Here is a 17217-nt window from a genome sequence, read left to right as displayed (position 1 = left end):
TGCGTAATTCTCAGGTAAAACTTTAAGAATAATTTAGGATTTATAGATAGTTGCGTCTGCCATTTCCGCATGTTACTTTGGCAGTCCCTTTAATGAAAGGAGCTGGCACAAAAGTTGAAAAGTTAAATTTTTTTTAATGGGAGCGATTTTTAACTCCTAAAAATAGGCTTTAGCTCCAATAACCGCAATATTTGTTATAAAAACCGTAATTGGTATGACGAAAATTATTTATAATTAACATTTTATAAGAAGAAGTTATTTGCCTTCACTAAACCTGTGATTGATATTAATGAAAAGAACCAAGGAAAGTCCAAAAAATAATACGGCACAAGAAAAATTAGTTAAACATTCAAGAGTTATTGCCGTGGGAGCCAGTGCCGGAGGTTTGGAAGCTTTAAAATCCTTTTTTAAGAACATACCAGCCAGCGATACCAACTCTTATGTGGTAATTCAGCATCTTTCTCCAGATTATAAGAGCATGATGGGGGAATTACTTACCAAAAACTCCAATTTACCCATAGTACAGATCACAGATCAGATGGAGCTGCAGCCGGGAAAAATATTTCTTATTCCGCCGGCACATAACCTGGTTCTGGAGGATAATAGGCTGTGTTTAAGTGAAAAGCCAAAGAATCAGCAATTAAATCTTCCTATTGATATCTTTTTTGAATCGCTTGCCGAGCAAAGGGAAGAGCAGGCGATAGGAGTGATTTTAAGCGGAACCGGAAGCGATGGAACTCGTGGAGCGAGAGCTATCAAAGAAAAGAATGGAATGGTAATGGTGCAGGAACCTTCAGAAGCGAAATTTGACGGGATGCCTAAAAGTGCTATTAATACCGGACTTGTAGATTACATACTGCCGGTTGCGAAAATGGGCCCGGAGCTGAAAAATTTCATTTCTACTCCACCAATTTTTCATTTTAAGGATGGTGATGTTCAGTATGACGAAAAGGAGCTTAATAAAATTCTCAATTATATAGACGAAAAGGCGGGGCTTGATTTTCGGGAATATAAGTATGCTACCCTGGCACGACGCGTGGCAAGAAGGGTTAATATTTGCAAATGCCCAAACCTCGCCGATTACTATGAATATCTCACAAAAAATGAGGAAGAGGTTGAGATCCTGTATCGTGAATTTCTTATTGGAGTTACCAAATTCTTCCGAGATGAGGAGGTGTGGAAGGTTTTACGAGAAAAGGTCTTTCCTAAACTTATTTCAGAAAAAGAAGATGGAGAAGTCCTAAAAGTGTGGGATGTTGGCTGTAGTACCGGGGAAGAGGCTTATTCGTTTGCCATGAGCCTTTATGAAGAAATGGAAAAGCAAGGGAAAGATCTTACCATCAAGATCTTCGCGACCGATATTTCCAAACCGCATCTCGATATTGGAAGTAAGGGTGAATATCCTGAAAGTATTGTGGCAGATGTTTCTAAAGAATTCCTTCTGAAGTACTTTTTAAGTAAATCGCATAGCTACCAAATCGTGGAGAAAATCAGAAGAATGGTTATTTTCTCCAAGCATAACGTTATCAAAAATCCGCCTTTTAGCAATATGGATATGGTAGTATGCAGAAATTTGCTGATTTATTTTCAGAACAGCATTCAGAAAAAGGCGATGAACGTATTGCATTACGCCTTAAAAAAAGATGGTGTGCTGGTTTTAGGTACAAGTGAAAGTGTGAACAGCAACCGTGATAGTTTTGCCGAAATAGATCGGCGCTGGAAAATTTACAGGAATATAGTACCGAGTAAAAGACTTAATAGTGGTATTACCCCTGGAGCTTCAGCGGCTTCAAAGATCAATGGAGCCAAACTCATAGAGAATAAAATGAGCAGGGATCGAAAATCTTTCAGGAACAATGCTAAAAGCAATCCAATAAAAACGAAGTTACAGCAGCAGCTGCATGAAACACTTCTGGAGCAGTTTGGAGGGGCATCGGTCTTTGTAGATTCCAATTATAACATACTTCATGCAGTGGGGGAATTTCGAAAATACGCCAACCTTCCCGTGAGCGGATTTTCGATTAACCTTTTAGATATGCTGGAATCTGATCTCAAATATGTAGTGCAAACAACCTTTAACCAGGCGAAGAAACAGAATGATAAAGTAATTTACCGCGATGCGATCGTTACTAAAAACGGGATAAACACTGGTGCTGATATTATTGTAAAACCTTTTACCGAACACAATCTTAATGGCGAGGTTAATTATATTATCACTTTTGTTGAAAAAGAGCTGGATCTGGAGCAAATGAAAGAGGTTCCAAAGATCAGCCCTTCAGAGCAGACCAAAGAATATGTCGCCGGTCTTGAAGAGGAACTCAAGAAGACCAAGGAAGATCTTCAAACTTCACTGGAAGAGGTTGAGACCAGTAATGAAGAGCTGCAGGCTGCCAATGAAGAATTACTGGCATCTAACGAAGAATTGCAAAGTACTAATGAGGAACTTCAAAGCGTAAATGAAGAGATCAATACCGTTAATGCGGAGAACATTCAGAAAATGGATGATCTCGCTGCTTTGAACGCCGATATGAACAACCTACTGAAAAGTACAGATATTGGCGTGATCTTTCTTGACAGCAGTTTTAAAATCAGAAAATTCACTCCCGCCATTAAAAAACATTTTAGTCTGATAAATGGAGATGTGGGACGGCCTATAGATAATTTTACCAATAGTTTTGGTTTAAGCCGTAAACGCAGTTTTCTTGATCGCTGCAAAAAGGTTCTCAAAACAGGGAAGATACTGGAAAAACATATCGTTTCCCGGGAAGGTAAAAATTATCTGCAAAGAATTTCCCCTTATATAGAATCTGACGAACAAATAAATGGAGTGGTAATTTCTTTTATTGATATTGAAAGCATTCAAAAATCAAGGGAAAAACTGGAAGCCAGTGAAAAACGCTTTAAATCATTCTATGAAGATGATCCGGTTTTGCACCTTAGCGTCGATCCACGCACCTCACTTATTGTACAATGCAATAAAAAGGTGGTAGAGAAGCTTGGTTATGAAAGCAAAGAAGAGCTTATCAATAAAACTGTTTTTGATCTTTTCGACAAAGATTCCCATACCTCGGCAGATAAACTAAAGGAAAGTTTTAAGGAATCCCGCGAATTGACCAACATCAGCCAGGACATGATCACGAAAGACGGGGAGAAACTCCCCGTGATCCTTAATGCCACTGCCGAGAAAGATGAAAAAGGAAACCTTCTCACTATCAGGTACACCTGTGTGGATATTTCTGCACTTAAAAAGGCTGAGGTACAATTAAGAGAGCAGAAGGCCGATCTTGAAAGGGCCAACCGCGATCTTGAACAATTTGTCTCTATTTGTTCTCACGATCTCCAGGAGCCGCTTTCTACCATAAAGTTTGGAAGCGATGTGCTGGGCAAGATGTATGCCGACAAACTTGACGAAAAAGGAGAGAATTATGTGAAGTATATCAAGAATGCTTCAGATCGCCTTTCTGCACAGATTCGTGCGCTGCTGGAACATTCAAGGATTGGGAAAAACGGGCGAAAAACCACGGTAGATGTGAATGAAGTTGTAGAAGTCGTAAAATACGATCTCACCAAGAGTATAAAAGATTCGAAGGCAAAAATCCATTCTGGTTCCCTGCCTCATATCCAGGGTTATGAAATCGAGTTGAGGTTATTATTTCAGAATCTCATCAGCAACGCTATTAAATATGTTCCGAAAGGCCGAAAACCGGAGATACGGATCTCCGCTTACAGGGAAGAAGATTACTGGGTTTTCTCAATAATGGATAATGGCGTGGGAATTTCTGAAGAAGACAGGAAGAATATATTTACCATTTTTAATCGTGTGCCGGGAAATGACTCCGTAGACGGAACCGGCGTGGGGCTGGCGCACGTTGAAAAGATCGTGCTTTTACATGAAGGTACTATTTGGGTGGATTCGCAGGTTGGAGTTGGAAGTACCTTTTACTTTAAATTAAAAGCCAGCTAGATGTCTCAAAGGGAATACTACCCACAGAAGGTAGATATTAGCAACTGCGAAAAAGAACCCATTCACATCATCGGAAAATCACAGGCTCACGGGGTTATTGTGGTTTGTGATAAGAGAAATCTTGACATCACCCAAATCGGGGAGAATGCCGAAGTTTTCTTCGGCATTTCTTATCAAGAACTGCTCGGTAAAAATTTAAAGCATTTACTTGGCGAAGTGATAAGCGGGGAAATTGCGAATACCAGCCAAAAGGAAGAAAGCCAGGTAGTTAAAGAAATAAGTATAAATAACCGCAATTTCGTGATCATTCCTCATATCTCTGGGGAAAGTATTATTCTTGATTTTGAGCTAAAAGAAACTGGTTATGATCCGTATGAATACCAGCGGCAATTAAGCCATATTCTTAAAAAATTGGGAGCTGCTCAGGGACCAGCCGAGCTATGCAATGAGGCGGCCCTTATTACCAGAAAGATCTTTGGTTATGACAGGGTGATGATCTATAAATTTGATGAAGAATGGAATGGGGAAGTAGTAGCTGAAGAAAAAGAGGATGAACTGGAGAGCTGGCTTGGACTTCATTATCCCGCCAGTGATATTCCAAAACAATCGAGGGAACTTTTTTTAAAGCATCGCGTGAGGATCATAGCTGATGTCAACAGCAGTCCGGTACCCATTCAACCAGAAATATCGCCAATAAATCTGCAGCCTATCGATCTCTCAAAATCTGAATTACGAGCAGTTTCCCCGATTCATATTGAATATCTTCAGAATATGAAAGTGGGAGCCTCGCTTACTGCAGCTTTGATCAGCAATGGAAAACTATGGGGATTGCTGGCATGCCATCACTATTCCGCAAAAATTATAAGCTTTTATCATCGTCAAACCTGTGAATTTTTAACGCAGATCTTCTCCAATGAATTATCGCTAAAAGAAACCCGTAGGTATATTCAAAAGCTTGATGAATGGGGGAAAGTTCGCACAGAACTGGTCGAACAGATGAAAGATGAAGACAAGATCAAAAACGGTTTGCTTAAGCAAAAGACAATTTTTACCGATTTGCTGGAATGTGACGGTGGAGCCTTAATTCTTAATGGAAAAATAAGATTACTTGGAAAAACTCCCACCAAAAAGCAGGTGAAAAAGCTCACGGCAGATTTTTTATCTAAAAGTAAAGAAGCTTTGTTCTTCACCAGGAATCTGAGCAAATTTTATGAACCGGCAAAGACTTTTATCAGTACCGCTTCAGGAATCCTGGCTGTAAAACTGGGAAATAATGACCATGATTTTCTTATGTGGTTTCGGCCTGAGGTGGTTCAGAATATAAGCTGGGGAGGGAATCCCGATAAAAAAGCCAGTTTTGATGAGCAAAAGCAACGAATCACTCCCAGGAAATCTTTTAAAAAATGGACCCAGCAGCTCACCGGCATTTCCAATTCCTGGCAGGATTATCAAATAAGCGCGGCCAGGGCTATTAGGGAAAGCCTGAGCAATATTATCCTTCAAAAGCAAAAACAAAAGATCGAACGCCTCAATGAACAGCTTTTTAAGGCTCATAAGGAATTGCAGTTATTCAGTCACGGACTTTCCCATGATCTAAAAGCTCCTTTGCGCGGAATTGATGGATATGCCCAAATATTAAAAGAAGATTATTACGATAAACTAGATGGGCCCGGCCAACAGGCTATAAGCACCATTTTGAATTCAGTAGCTGAAATGAATGCGCTTATCGACGATATTCTTTCCTTTTCAGGTGTTTCTGCAGTGAAATTGAAGAAATCTGAGTTTTCTGTAAATGAATTATTACAGGATATTTTGAAATCTTTCAACCTTAAAGTTAATTATCCTCATTCAGAAATAATAGTCCAGACAGATATGCCGCAGATGATGGCGGATAAAAGAATGCTGGTGCAGGTTTGGTCGAATATTCTAATGAATGCTTTGAAATACAGCGAAAGAGCAGAGAAACCTAAAATAGAAATCGGATCAAAAGCCCTTCATGATAAAACTGTTTATTTCGTAATAGATAATGGGATAGGTTTTGACCCTGAAAAGAAAGAAGAAATATTTCAACTATTCACAAGATTTGCTGAAAAGCCTTTTAAAGGAACCGGAATTGGTTTAGCCATTGCCAAGAAGATTATCGAAAAACATGGTGGAGATATATGGGCTGAAAGTCAACCGGGAAAAGGCGCCGCTTTTTATTTTTACCTCTGATTTTTAAAAATTTAATAAAAAAGATTAATTCCTGAAGATGATAAAAACGCCCCTGAGAATATTACTTGTTGAAGATAATGAAGTTGATGCAGGTCTTATAAAAAGACAGCTGGGAAAAATTGCCGAAAAATCTCAAATTGAAGTTACCGATACCCTTACAGGCTGCAGGGAATTTCTGATAAATTTCGCACCCGATGTTGTACTTTCAGATTATAATCTACCTGGTTTTACAGGTCTTGATGTACTTGAAATGGTAAAGGAATTTGACGAAGAACTGCCGCTGATCTTTGTTACCGGAACTATCAATGATGAAGAGCTTGCGGCTCATACTATATTAAGCGGAGCCTCCGGGTACATCCTTAAAAAACATATGAAGAACCTGGCCGCTAAGTTGGAGCCTTTTCTTAAAAAAGTGGTGGTGAATATGACTGCCAGGGATGAAGTTCGGGAGCGTATTAGGAATAATAGGATAACCGTGAATCAAATTCATGAATACCTGGCAAAGATCGATGCAGATAATGCCGAACAGGTTGATAATATCGAAAAGATAAAACAGGCCATTAGCCGATTTAAAATTGATGACAATGCTGAATAGGTTGAGAGAAGAAACCCGGGAAATCCATGAAGCACTGGAAAGTAAAAATCTGGCTCAAAAAATTATTGATCACAGTATTAACCACGAAGAATATTTGTTGCTTTTACTTCAGAATTTTCAGGCTTACCGGAAAACAGAAAAATTGCTTCAAAAATATCTCAACTTTCATCCTTTTTTGAAGGCAGAAAGGATAAAAAAGGATCTTGAAAATTTGGGAGTTAAAAACCCCGATTTTTTCTGGGATTTTCCTTTTGAATGTAAAGATGAGATAGAGGCTCTGGGAATTGCCTATGTGGTCGAAGGCTCGGCCATGGGAGGAATGATGATTGGGAAGCAAATAAAATATTGCGGGGCCCTCCACGGGCTTCCCGAACAGTATTTCTATAATGCCTCAAAGGAGAACGCAAAGGGCTGGAATAAATTCCAGAAAGAAATTAGAAATAGAGATTTTTCTGAACAGGAAACTCAACTGGCGTCACAAAAAGCCATTGAAACTTTTCGTTTGTTTGAAGCTGCTTTTAAAATTGAAAGAAGTTTGAGTAATCAATAAATCGATATTGTAATTTCGGGCAACTGGAAATAATGGAGTTTGATAAGCGATAGGTTAAAGTTCGAAAAATTCTTTTTCGATCACCTCTCCCGGCAGCATATTTTCAATTTTTTCATTTCCTATACGAACGCGAACCAGCCGCAGCGTGGGAAATCCTGCGGCGGCGGTCATTTTTCGTACCTGGCGAAATTTTCCTTCGGTGAGGGTGATTGAGATCCAGCTGGTTGCGCCATGCCGGGGATCCCTTATCTTTTTGCCTCGTTCGGGGAATTCAGGTGTTTTGTTCAGTTTAAAAGCCTTACACGGAAGGCTGAGGTAGATTTTTCCGTTTATACTAATTTCAATCCCATTTCTGAGCAGTGATAAAGCTTCTTCGGTAATTTCGCCATCAAGCTGCACGTAATATTCCTTTTCTACATTTCCGGCGGTGATAAGTTTGCTTAATTTGCCGTTGTTAGTGAGCAGTAAAAGTCCTTCAGAATCTTTATCTAGCCGACCTATAGACATGGTCCCTTCAGGAAAATTGAATAATTCTCCCAGAAAATGTGACTTTTCCTGCTTTTTCTGATTTGAGATAAACTGGCTCAAAAAACCATAGGGCTTATAGATCTTGAAATGTTTATACATACCCGGAAAAGTAGAAATTTCTATGGAAGAAAAAAATAAAAAGTGTCGGTAGATACCGACACTTCAACTGTGAGATGAAATAGAGATGATAAGCAATACTTATTGAATGGCTAATTCAAATTTTAATGAAATTTTGATGATCTTGATTGATGAATGATTGTCCCCTTTGAAAGAGTTTATCAAATTGCTTAACATTTCTACTTAAAATTGGGGGAAGGCTTTTGCACCAGGAGGGGAAGTGCAACTAAAAGATCAGTACTAAATTATTTCACTAATATAGAACAGGAAATAATCCCGTAAAAGGGGAAAAACACCCTTTTATTAAAATTATCGACTTCTTATTTCGCCAGGTTTTCTTCCTGCTCAACAGGTGTTCCCTGTAGTACTTTTCGCGGCGAAACACCATATTTTTCCTTAAAGATTTTTGAGAAGTAGCTTCTGCTTGAAAGGCCCAGCTCATAGACTACTTCGCTGACATTTTTCTTGCCATCGGACAGCATATCAAGTGATTTTGAAAGCCTTTCATCGCGAAGGTATTCATTAACGGTTTTACCGTAGATTGCCTGAAAACCTTCCTGCAGTTTATTGGTGTTTATGCCTGCACGGCGTGCGAGCTGTTGTACAGTTCCCGCATTTGCAATATTGTCTTCAATATATTCCACAACTTCCTCTATGGCTTTAAGATCCTTTTCCTTGAGGTTATTATTGTGAAAATCATCTTTTTTGTTCTTAAATCTATAAAGCATATAACTCAAGATCTCCAGGGCTTTTGCTCCCATAAAATTTATACGTGGAAAGCCATCCACATTGCAGGTTTTTATCTCTTTAATAACTTCGGCGGTGCGAAGACTGAATTTACCTAGCTCACAAACTCTTTCCTCTCCTTTTACATCGCTGAAAATATCATAGAATATTGGTTCCGCATCCCTTAGACTAAAAGAGAGATATTCCTGAAAGCGGAGCCTGTCTATTTCGAGATAACATATGTTATAATGCTGATCTTTTCTTAAAATAAAATGATGATTATCTCCCCTGGAGGGGGCGTAAATAAGATGTTGATGATGAGTGATCGTAATATTTCCAGATTTTCCGCTAAAATGATTTTCCAATTCTCCTTCCATGCAATAAACAAACCTTAAAGGCTGGATCTTTCTATGGTTGATTTGAAGTTTAACATCTTTGGATAATTGGCACTGGTACGTATATAAACCTACACCGTTGGGAAAATTTATTCCCATGATGGAACCGCTACCCAGAGAGTCTGGAATAATTAGTTTTTGCTCCCCGAGATTATTTTCATAGCTAATATTTAGAGTATCGGCAAGTTTTGGTATAAAATCGTTAACATCGTCTATTTCTAAATGAAAAATTTCCATTTTTTTATTAGGTTGATTCGTTATTTAAGGTAATCATTCAATCTCTAACTTCGGCCTACTGTGCCGTTAATTATTATTTAAAGAAATTTTTTTATTAGAAAATATTTAGAAAATATAATATTTAATAATATTCAAACTTGAATTGGGGGGTGATTTTCCCCTGTTTAAATCCAGTTTATTATACTAAATTAGATTTGTAGTCGCGTAACAATTTCTATGATAAGTATTTGGAAATTTATTTTTTTAAACCTTTTGCTTTTTTTTTCAAACTTATTAAGCAGTCAGGAGCAGAACTATTGGTTCCGGAATATAAGTGTTGAAAATGGGCTTTCTCAAAATACCGTGCTTGATATTACCCAGGATAGTTTAAATTATATGTGGATCGCTACTCCCGATGGCCTTAACAAATATGATGGTACTAATTTCACCTATTATCCTATATCGTTTGATTTTAATGTTTCCGGAACTGATGTGCGAACGGGAAGAATAGAAGTGTACGGCGAAGATTTATGGATGATAGTTCGTGGGGGCAGACTTGAAAAGATGGCTCTTAAGACAGGCGATTTTTGCAAGTATTTGAAATTTAATAATTCAGAGATTGTTATTCCTCCTTTGATAGACCTATTGATAGAAGATGATAACAAAATATGGCTGGCTACCAGGAATGATGGAGTTTACCTGGTAAATAGGAATATGGATATTATTAGTCGTTTTTATGCTACTGCACCTTTATCTAATAAAATCAGCTCCGATAAAATCAATAAGCTTTTCAAAGATTCTACTAATAAAATTTGGATACTTACAGATAACGGGATAAATGAGATACAGAAAAACCATACCGCTTCTTATTTATCCGGTGAAAATATTATATGGGCTGAAGAATTATTTGGTAATCTTTTTTTTGGCAACACCAAGGAATATCAATTCGTACTTCCGGTAAATTCAAACCAATTCCATAAATCCAATGCTCCTAAATATGTTCATTTATCACATCATCATAAAGATGATGCTATGCAATGGTTGGGAACTTATGGGCAGGGCTTATATCTTTTAGATAAGAAATATAGGAATAATGAGCATTTGGTAACCAATAAAAATAGGCGAGGTACCCTTTCAAGCAATTATATTTTGTGCATTTTTGAAGACAGTGAAGGCGCTATTTGGATAGGCACGGAAGGCGGAGGTATTAACTATTTTGATAAGAGTTTTAGAGATTTTCACTTTTTAGATGTCCAAAATCTATCAAAAGAAATTTCATTATATCAAACGCGGGCCATCACTAAAGATAAGGATAATAATCTCTGGCTAGCTGCAGATGGGAATCTAATCAAACAGATTGATGAATATTCTTTCCAACGTATCAAAGTAGATTCCCTTTTTAAAACCGAAAATAAACTGAGAATCAATGCACTGCGGGCAGATAAGCAAGGAAATATTTGGATGGGAACTCACGGGCGCGGGATTGCCGTAATTAATTCAAAAACCAATGAAAAAAAAGTGTTTGACGATGAGGAGGAGAAAAAAAAGATCATCTGGTGTTTACTGGAAGGCTCGCAGGATAATCTTTGGGCTGGTAGTCAGTCTTCCGGTTTAATTTCTTTAAATAAATCATCTGGAGAGGTAAAAGAATTTTCTCCTCATGGCGCGGATAATAGCGCGGTTAAATCTATAACAAGAATTAATGATTCGCTCATCGCTGTAGGATTTGATCCTGGAGGAATTCAACTTTTCAGTGAAAAAGATCTGGAATTTCAAGAGTTAAGTAAAACTGTAAACAGAGAGTTGAAAAATGTGGTTATAAATACTCTTTATTACCTGAATAACTGGTTATGGATCGGTACTTCTGGAAAGGGATTATATGCCATTAATTTAAATACGGGAAAATTTATAAATTTTGGTAAAAAAAGTGGTCTTACTACCAATATCATTAATGGGATTGTGGAGGAAAATTCCAGAAAATTATGGATCAGCACCAATGAAGGATTACTTCGTCTGACTTACGAAAAGGTCGGCGATAAAATAAATATTGAGGAAATCCAGCAATTTCATCCTGCTAATGGTCTTCAGGGTAAGGAATTTATAGCCGGTTCATATTATAAAGATACCGAAGGCACCATTTACTTTGGAGGGATCAACGGACTAAACTTCTTTACGCCTGATAATTTTAAGTATAAACCCGAAGAGATCGATGTTAGGATCAACGAGGTTTTAGTAGACAATATTCCTATAAAAAGGGATACGAATACTGTATATCTTAAAAATATCCAACTCAGTTACAATCAAAATTCTTTAGCATTAACCTATTCAGCTCCAAATTATCTTTTTTCAGATAACTTTAATTATCAATATATGCTTGAGGGTTATGACAAAAATTGGATAAATTCAGGAAGTCGTAATTTTACATCCTACACCAATTTGCCACCGGGAGATTATAAATTCAAAGTCCGTTTAAATAATGTAATTCATAAATTTGCACCGGTAAGTACCATGGGAATTCATATTGACACACCATTCTGGCGGACCTGGTGGTTTATTTTTCTAATTATTACCCTAATAATTTTAGTCATTTACTCCGTTTACAGGTATAGACTAAACCGATGGATGGAAATGCAGAAGGTGAAAGATAAAATATCAGCAGATCTCCACGACGATCTTGGATCACGTTTAACTTCAATTAATTTGCTTTCAGCTATTTACAGAAACCAGAAAGAATCGGTTACGAAAGTGTTGGAAGATATTGAAAAGGAAGTTCGGGCGTCCTCAGAAGCTTTAGATGAAATTGTTTGGAATATTAGGTTAACCGATGAATCTGTAGAGGAGATAATAGCCAAAATAATTCGTTATGCCGGAGAATTCCTGGAAAGTGCTGATATATCTTATAAGATTATAAAAAATGAAAATTTTAGTTCCGTAAATCTTAAGATGCATAAGAGACGGGAGCTTTTTTTAATAAGCAAAGAGATCATAAACAATATTGTAAGGCATTCAAATGCTCAAAATGTCACTATTGAAATAAGAAAAATTGGTAACTCAATTCGTTTAATATACCATGATGATGGCCGGGGCTTTGATCCTCAGCAGATCACGCACCGAAATGGTTTGGTGAACCTGAAAAAACGCATAAAGAACTGGAAAGGACAATTAGAAATAACTTCCGAAATAAATAAAGGAACAACAATAAGTATTTCTTTGCCTGTTGATAAACCGAATTTGTGGAAAAAATTTTTAGGAAGGAACTAGAAAATCAATTCTGCCCTATAAAGGGGATAGATAAGAGTTAGGATTATATGTAAATTGGTGTATGAATTCACGCCTTTTAATTTTCGAGGATAATGATTCTCTAAGGGCATCTATGGTTTCCTTGCTTCAAAACGAGGAAGGATATTTTCTTGTGGGTGATTTTTCAAATGTTTTAGATGTGAAAAATATACTGGAAAAGTTAAATCCGGATATTGTTATTTTAGATATAGATATGCCGGGTAAAGACGGTATCTGGGCGATACCAATAATAAAGGAATTTAATCCACTTATTCATATTGTGATGTACACCCAGTTTGAAGATGATGAAAAACTTTTTAAAAGTTTATGTGCCGGAGCAGATGGCTACGTTCTGAAAAAAACTTCACCTTTCAAATTGGTAAAGGCAATTAAAGAAGTTGAAAAAGGCGGTGCACCAATGTCGCCTTCGATAGCAAAAAAAGTCTTAAGCTCTTTCAAACAGATAGAAAGAAAATCAACATTCTCTTACGATCTTACTGAAAGAGAAATTCAGGTTTTAAACCTTCTGGTAAAAGGTTACAGTATAAAATATATGGCATCAGAATTGGGGATAGCCTACGAAACCTGCCGTTCGCATTTAAAGAATATTTATACTAAACTTCATGTAAACTGTGGGAAAGAGGCAATAGCGAAAGTACTATCTGAAAAAATTGAACTGGAATGAAAAAAATGATGCTATTTTTTTCTTTCCTATTTCTCTATGCAAATTTGATTGCTCAGGATCAATTTACGGTCAATAGTTCAGATGATTATCCCGATATTGATTTGGCTGATAAAGTATGTGCCGATAAGAATGGAAATTGCACCCTGCGTGCAGCAATAGAAAACGCTAATAAATATCCAGATAAGACACTCGTCTTTTTCAATATTCCCGGCATAGGTCCTCACCGTATAAAATTAAAGAAGAATCTTCCCAAACTAACCGAAACAATAATTTTAGATGCGACTACTCAAAAAGACTATCAACCCGGTTGCTTACAAATAATTCTGGATGGCGCCGAAGTTCGCGGGGTTACTCGAAAACAGCGTATAGAAAATGAAGATTTAACTCCAACGGGTTTTAAATTAGAAAGAAATAGTTCAGGAAGTATTATCAAAGGATTCGTCATTGGAGGATTTGGAAAAAAAATTGTGGATCCAAAAGGTAGGATTATCGAATTTAGTATGGGATGTGGAATAAACATCAATACGGAAAATAATCTTATAGAATCTAATTTTATTGGAGTTGAAGGTGACGGAAAAACTAGATTGCCTAATATTTTTGGGATTTACGTGATTTCTGAAAATAATCAAATAGGAAGTTATAATGAGAATGAGCGAAATGTTATTTCCGGAAACTGGGCTGGGATGTTGATCTCATCTTCCAAAAATAAAATAATAGGAAATTATATAGGAACAGATTGGACTGGGAAAAAGGAAACAGGGCAAATTACAGGTTTAGATTTTTCTCCTAATGGGAATAATAATTTTATTAGTTCAAATTTAATTTCAGCTAATGAGTATGGTGTGGAAATAAGAAGTAGTAATATTACCTTTATTAACAATATAGTGGGTCCTGATGTGAATAAAAATATATCTCTTCCAGTACAGAAAAAAGGGATATTTATACGCGCTAGTAAAGAAAATATAATAGGCCTGCCCGGGCAGGGAAATATTATTGCCGGAAATGAAACGGGAGTATATGTTGCAGATAGATTTAATCCAAAGATAAATTTTAGAATATTTTCTAAAAATAACAGAATCTCGGGTAACTTCTTTGGCACTGATGTAGAGGGTAAACTGGATCTTGGGAATGGTATTGCAATTCATTGCGTTGGGAGCTATTCCAATATCATCGAAGAAAATATAATTGCCAATAGCGATGATACCGGTATTTTACTGGAAAGCACACAACTTAATATCGTTAGATATAACTTCATTGGCACTGATTGTTCTGGAAATATAAACCTGTCTAATGGAGTTGGAATAAAAATGATAGCAGAAGATACCATTTGCGCATATAACACCATACACGATAATCTATTTTCAGGCAACACAATCGCGGGAATTGAAATAAAAAACGCCGATTTTAATTGTTTTTACGATAACAAGTTCATGTCATCTTCTAAACCTAAAGCATCACTATCATCGAGTAAATATGCTATTTCCCTGGAAAATGCGAATGAAAATCTAATAGGAGGAGCCACGCCAGATAAAAAGAATATCATTAAGAATTATCCTGTGGGAATAAAAATCATCAATACAAAACCTTCAGATTCCCTTATCCCCTTAATTTCTGCACTTAAACAAAATAATAAATTTTCTGCCTGCGAACAGTCAGTTCTTACCACCTTTAAATAATTTAATTTTAACTTTTTGGATTTTATCCCCCCAAAAGGGGATTGATTACTATTCTTATTCCATCTATTTTTAAAATTATAAATCCAAGCTTGAGCCGGATTTAAGCCCTCAATCCTTTAGTGTAATTATTTAGAAAATTAATTTTTAAAAGGAATCTTATGAAAACTAATTTATTTAAGGGCTTTTTCCGATTTGCTTTCCTATTAATTATTTTATTGATTTTTGGGTCTTGTACACGGGAAAATATAGTAGAAGAAAATGGTTATAATAAATCTGATCTTTCGGTAAGGCAAAATTCTGATAAATTTGCGGCCGGATATATAATTGTTTTATCTTCCAAACCAGCTGCTATGAGTTCCCAGGCGGCATCAGTACTGAACAATCTTTCTCAAAAACTAAATATTCCTGATCGTCAGGTTAAATATAAATACAAACATACCCTTACAGGTTTTGCTGCTAACTTAAATCCAAATCAGTTAGAAGCATTAAAACATAATCCGTTGGTAGAATTTATAAAGGAAGATCAAACTCTGGCTACCAATGGAGATATTACCGTTCAGGATTATCCTACCTGGGGACTTGACAAAATTGATCAACGAGAGATCAAAATGGATCGGGCTTATACCTATACAGCTACAGGGAAAGGGGTAACCGCTTATATTATTGACTCTGGGATCAATTACTCCCATGAAGAATTTGAAGGAAGAGCTTCCAATGGCCATGATTTTGTTCTTGAAGAAGATCCTGGAAATACTGATCCAAATCAAAATGCTGGTGAGGATTGCCTCGGTCATGGAACTCATGTAGCCGCAACCGTTGGTGGAAAAACTTTTGGAGTAGCTAAAGAAGTCAAATTAGTTTCGGTGCGTGTATTTGGTTGCATTGGTAGTACTCCTGAATCAAGGGTGATAGCTGCAGTAGATTGGGTTACTGCCAACGCAATTAAACCAGCTGTGGTCAATATGAGTTTGGGAGGTCCATCTAATTCTGGAACTAATCCCCTAGACATAGCCATTCAAAACTCTATTCAAACAGGAATTAATTATGTAATAGCGGCCGGAAACAGTAGAGATGATGCATGTCTTTATTCCCCGGCAAAAGTACCCGAAGCTTTGACAGTTGGTGCCAGCGATATTTATAACAGGGCGGCTTATTTTTCTAATTATGGTGACTGTGTTGATCTCTATGCTCCAGGGGTTAATATTACCTCTGCTTCGAACGAAGATAATACCTCGTCAACTGAAAAAAGTGGTACTTCTATGGCTTCACCTCATGTAGCTGGAGTAGTAGCATTATATCTCGAAAAAAATAATGATTCCTCGCCCGAAGAGGTCAGTAATGCCATTATTGCAAATTCCACATCGAACTATATTAATGACGTAGTAGACGGTAATAACAACTTTTTAAATAGCCAGTGGGGTCAAGTTAGTTTTACACCACCAGATCCACCAAATCTTAATTTAAAAGCCCTAGCATATAAAGATAAGAGAACAATAACTATCTCACTCACCTGGGATCCGACCAATGATGAGATGGTAGAAATTTATAAAAACGGCATAAAATATTCCCAATGGTATAATGAGGGAGTATACAAACTGACGACCACAGGCAAAGGCGACGATGTATTTCAAATATGTGAATTGAGTTATGTTAATTGTTCTGAAACCATTACTCCAGTATTTGTAGATGACCCATCGCTGTTGGCCAATATGTCTCCAATTGCTGATTTTGGATTTTCCTCGGAAGGTTTAAAGGTTAATTTTTGGGATGGAAGTACGGATCCTGATGGTTCAATTCAAAAATGGAGTTGGGACTTTGGGGATGGTTCGACCTCTAATCTTCATAATCCTTCTTATACCTATAAAGCAGAAGGAATATTTGAAGTTTCTCTTGTTATTACCGATGATAGGGGAGGAACTGACAATAAACAGATGTATATAAAAGTTCAACCCCTTCCTGAGCCCCAGCCGGTAGACCTTCAATTATCTGCAGAAGTAAGTACAAGTAGAGGTAGATCTTATGCCAATCTTTCCTGGACTCCTTCGGGTACTTCCGATAACATTGAAATCTATAGAAATGGCAGCCTATATGTTACAGTACCAAATGATGGAAATGAAACTTTACAAATAGGCAAAGGTAGTGGTATAGAAACTATAAAAGTTTGCATTCCCAATAGTGCCTATTGTTCCAATGAAATAACGGTAGAGTATTAATACAGTCATACATCTAAAATAACCATTATAAAATAAAGAGTTTCCCTACATACTCTTCT

At 37.0% G+C, this 17217-nt stretch carries 10 protein-coding genes; 8 read left to right on the top strand and 2 right to left on the bottom strand.

Annotated features, from left to right (window positions below):
• Positions 1-289 precede the first annotated feature (289 nt).
• Genes C7S20_RS17260 through C7S20_RS17245 form a run of 4 tightly spaced genes read left to right on the top strand, consistent with a single transcriptional unit; the run spans position 290 to position 7323 of the window.
• Positions 290-3964, top strand: coding sequence for a CheR family methyltransferase (locus C7S20_RS17260; protein WP_107013636.1), 3675 nt, complete (start codon positions 290-292; stop codon positions 3962-3964).
• Positions 3965-6178 (top strand): ATP-binding protein, encoded by a 2214-nt coding sequence (locus C7S20_RS17255; RefSeq protein WP_107013635.1) that lies wholly within the window; start codon positions 3965-3967, stop codon positions 6176-6178.
• A gap of 37 nt (positions 6179-6215) precedes the next feature.
• Entirely contained in the window at positions 6216-6773 is a 558-nt protein-coding gene (locus C7S20_RS17250; protein ID WP_107013634.1) for a response regulator, read from the top strand.
• A complete protein-coding gene (locus tag C7S20_RS17245) occupies positions 6763-7323 on the top strand; it encodes a biliverdin-producing heme oxygenase (protein ID WP_227009042.1) in 561 nt (186 codons plus the stop codon). Before C7S20_RS17250 ends, C7S20_RS17245 begins: the two co-directional genes overlap by 11 nt.
• A 54-nt stretch (positions 7324-7377) precedes the next feature.
• Here the strand turns inward: C7S20_RS17245 and C7S20_RS17240 are convergent, their stop codons facing one another.
• Positions 7378-7950, bottom strand: a complete 573-nt coding sequence (locus C7S20_RS17240) for a pseudouridine synthase (RefSeq protein WP_107013632.1) — start codon at positions 7948-7950, stop codon at positions 7378-7380.
• A 338-nt stretch (positions 7951-8288) separates the two neighbouring features.
• Positions 8289-9326 carry a helix-turn-helix domain-containing protein gene (locus tag C7S20_RS17235; protein WP_107013631.1) on the bottom strand — a complete coding sequence of 346 codons (1038 nt, stop codon included), beginning with the start codon at positions 9324-9326 and terminating at the stop codon, positions 8289-8291.
• 252 nt (positions 9327-9578) lie between these two features.
• On the opposite strand from C7S20_RS17235, the gene C7S20_RS17230 reads away from it, so the two are divergent.
• The 4 genes from C7S20_RS17230 to C7S20_RS17215 all read left to right on the top strand — a co-directional run bounded on the left by C7S20_RS17230 (position 9579) and on the right by C7S20_RS17215 (position 17158).
• Complete coding sequence (locus C7S20_RS17230; RefSeq protein WP_159039973.1) at positions 9579-12566, top strand: ligand-binding sensor domain-containing protein; 2988 nt, start codon at positions 9579-9581, stop codon at positions 12564-12566.
• Between the two features lie 61 nt (positions 12567-12627).
• A complete protein-coding gene (locus C7S20_RS17225; RefSeq protein ID WP_107013629.1) occupies positions 12628-13269 on the top strand; it encodes a response regulator in 642 nt (213 codons plus the stop codon).
• Positions 13266-14945 (top strand): right-handed parallel beta-helix repeat-containing protein, encoded by a 1680-nt coding sequence (locus C7S20_RS17220; RefSeq protein ID WP_107013628.1) that lies wholly within the window; start codon positions 13266-13268, stop codon positions 14943-14945. The genes C7S20_RS17225 and C7S20_RS17220 overlap by 4 nt, the downstream gene beginning before the upstream one ends.
• 158 nt (positions 14946-15103) lie before the next feature.
• Positions 15104-17158 carry a S8 family serine peptidase gene (locus C7S20_RS17215; protein WP_107013627.1) on the top strand — a complete coding sequence of 685 codons (2055 nt, stop codon included), beginning with the start codon at positions 15104-15106 and terminating at the stop codon, positions 17156-17158.
• Positions 17159-17217 lie beyond the last annotated feature (59 nt).

It is taken from the genome of Christiangramia fulva, assembly GCF_003024155.1.
Taxonomy (GTDB): domain Bacteria; phylum Bacteroidota; class Bacteroidia; order Flavobacteriales; family Flavobacteriaceae; genus Christiangramia; species Christiangramia fulva.
This window is presented reverse-complemented; position numbering and strand designations above follow the sequence as displayed.

Bases quoted from the DNA above. Each gene is read 5' to 3' on its own strand.
- C7S20_RS17260 (WP_107013636.1), top strand. From the start codon at position 290: ATGAAAAGAACCAAGGAAAGTCCAAAAAATAATACGGCACAAGAAAAA.
- C7S20_RS17255 (WP_107013635.1), top strand. From the start codon at position 3,965: ATGTCTCAAAGGGAATACTACCCACAGAAGGTAGATATTAGCAACTGC.
- C7S20_RS17250 (WP_107013634.1), top strand. From the start codon at position 6,216: ATGATAAAAACGCCCCTGAGAATATTACTTGTTGAAGATAATGAAGTT.
- C7S20_RS17245 (WP_227009042.1), top strand. From the start codon at position 6,763: ATGCTGAATAGGTTGAGAGAAGAAACCCGGGAAATCCATGAAGCACTG.
- C7S20_RS17240 (WP_107013632.1), bottom strand. From the start codon at position 7,950: ATGTATAAACATTTCAAGATCTATAAGCCCTATGGTTTTTTGAGCCAG.
- C7S20_RS17235 (WP_107013631.1), bottom strand. From the start codon at position 9,326: ATGGAAATTTTTCATTTAGAAATAGACGATGTTAACGATTTTATACCA.
- C7S20_RS17225 (WP_107013629.1), top strand. From the start codon at position 12,628: ATGAATTCACGCCTTTTAATTTTCGAGGATAATGATTCTCTAAGGGCA.
- C7S20_RS17220 (WP_107013628.1), top strand. From the start codon at position 13,266: ATGAAAAAAATGATGCTATTTTTTTCTTTCCTATTTCTCTATGCAAAT.
- C7S20_RS17215 (WP_107013627.1), top strand. From the start codon at position 15,104: ATGAAAACTAATTTATTTAAGGGCTTTTTCCGATTTGCTTTCCTATTA.